The sequence below is a fragment of the Methylorubrum podarium genome (assembly GCF_022179745.1).
GTDB lineage: Bacteria > Pseudomonadota > Alphaproteobacteria > Rhizobiales > Beijerinckiaceae > Methylobacterium > Methylobacterium podarium.
In genome coordinates this window covers 1-2094 of the sequence record NZ_BPRD01000452.1, presented here as the reverse complement: position 1 = coordinate 2094, position 2094 = coordinate 1, and the positions used below count along the sequence as shown (strand labels likewise).

The following is a 2094-nucleotide window of genomic DNA, read 5'->3' as shown; positions in this document are numbered from 1 at the left end:
GGTGCGCGCCTGGGCCGGGGACGGGCAGGTCGTGCTCAGCGTCGAGGACAACGGGCCGGGCCTCGACCCGGCGGCGCTCAGCCGCATCTTCGATCCGTTCTTCACCACCAAGCCGGCGGGGGAGGGGCTCGGCCTCGGCCTGCCGATCTCGCTGGCCATCGCCCGCGAATTCGGCGCCACGCTCCAGCCCCGGCCGATGCCCGGCGGCGGGCTGGCCTTCGACCTCGTGATGGACGTGGCGCGCGAGACGGCTCAGGAAGCGGTCGGGACGCCCGCGCCGGAGCGGGCACGCCAGAGGATCAGCCATGTTTCCTGAGGCCGGGCCGGCCGCCCCGCGGGTCGTGCTCATCGACGACGAGGAGATGGTCCGCCTCGCCATGGAGCAGGCGCTCCAGCTCGCCGGCTTCGCCGTCGAGAGCTTCGAGAGCGCCGAGGCGGCCCTTCCGGCCATCGGCCGCGAGTTTTCCGGAGTCGTGGTCAGCGACGTGCGCCTGCCGGGCAGCGACGGGCTCGCCCTCCTCGCCGACATCCGCCGCCGCGACGCGGAACTGCCGGTGGTGCTCGTCACCGGCCACGGCGACATCGCCATGGCGGTCGCCGCCATGCGCGAGGGCGCCTACCACTTCATCGAAAAACCCTTCGTCAACGACGCCTTCGTCGAGGTGGTCCGGCGCGCCCTGGAGAAGCGGGCGCTGGTGATGGAGAACCGCCGCCTGCGCGACGCCCTCGGCCGGGGCGACGCGCGCGAGGGGGCGGTGGAACGCTGCCTCGTCGGCCAGTCCCCGGCGATCCGCCGCCTGCGCGAGGACGTCGCCGCCCTGGCCTCCGCCGCCGCCGACGTGCTGGTGCTCGGCGAGACCGGGGCAGGCAAGGAGCAGGTCGCCCGCGCCTTGCACGAGGGGGGCGGGCGCGCGGCCAAGCCCTTCGTGGCGGTCAATTGCGGCGCCATCCCCGAGAGCATGTTCGAGAGCGAGATGTTCGGCCACGAGGCTGGCGCCTTCACGGGAGCGGGCAAGCGCCGCATCGGCAAGGTCGAGCACGCCAGCGGCGGCACGCTGTTCCTCGACGAGGTCGAGAGCATGCCGCTGGCCCTCCAGGTGAAGCTCCTGCGCGTGCTGCAGGAGCGGCGCGTCGAGCGCCTCGGCTCCAACATCAGCGTGCCGGTGGACCTGCGGGTGGTGGCGGCCACCAAGGAGGATCTCGACGCGCTCTCGGAAGCGGGCCGCTTCCGCCGCGACCTGTTCTTCCGCCTCAACGTCGTGACGCTGACCCTGCCGCCCTTGCGCGAGCGCCGGGAGGACATCCCGCTCCTGTTCGAGCTGTTCCTCGTCCAGGCGGCGGTGAAGTACCAGCGCCCGGTGATCGAGGTGCCGCCGTCGCTGCGCCGCTCGCTGATGCTCGCCGACTGGCCGGGCAACGTGCGCGAACTCAAGAACGCCGCCGAGCGGGCCGTGCTCGGCTTCCTCAGCCCGGATCTCGCCGGCGGTCCCGACGCGGCGCCGGGGCTCGACGCCCTGCTCGACCGGGTCGAGCGCCTCGTCATCGAGGATGCGCTGAAGGCCTCGGGCCAGCGCATCGCCGAGGCGGCGCGGGCGCTCGGCCTGCCGCGCAAGACCCTCTCCGACCGCATGCGGCGCCTGGGCCTGAGCGCGGGCGATTGACCTTCTTTCCGTTGAGAGACCTCCCGACCATGACCCAGGACGCCGGCTGGCCGCCGCTCATCCTCGCCAACGCGCCCAACGGCGCCACCCGCACCAAGGCCGACCATCCGGCCCTGCCGATCACGGAACGGGAGATCGCCCGCACCGCCGCCGAGGTCGCGGAGGCCGGCGCGGCCCTGATCCACGTCCATGTCCGCGACGCGCAGGGGCGCCACCTCCTCGACGCCGAGGCCTATCGCGCGGTGACCGCCGCGATCCGCGCCGAGGTCGGCGACCGCCTCGTGGTGCAGATCACCTCGGAAGCCGCGGGACGCTACCAAGGCCCGGAGCAGATGGCGGTGGTGCGCGCGACCCGCCCGGAAGCGGTCTCGCTGGCGCTGCGCGAGATCGTGCCGGACGCGGCCGCCGAGGCCGAGGCGGCCGCGTCCGGCAC

The 2094-nt window shown here is 73.9% G+C and carries 3 protein-coding genes; all 3 read left to right on the top strand.

Features of this window, described 5'->3' with window-relative positions:
• Window positions 1-316: ATP-binding protein (locus MFF42_RS20510; RefSeq protein ID WP_238257398.1), on the top strand; the 316-nt coding region annotated here is incomplete at its 5' end.
• A complete protein-coding gene (locus MFF42_RS20505) occupies window positions 306-1661 on the top strand; it encodes a sigma-54-dependent transcriptional regulator (protein ID WP_238257397.1) in 1356 nt (451 codons plus the stop codon). The genes MFF42_RS20510 and MFF42_RS20505, both read left to right, overlap by 11 nt.
• 29 nt (window positions 1662-1690) lie before the next feature.
• Window positions 1691-2094, top strand: a 404-nt coding sequence (locus tag MFF42_RS20500) for a 3-keto-5-aminohexanoate cleavage protein (RefSeq protein WP_238257396.1), incomplete at its 3' end; no start/stop codon positions are given.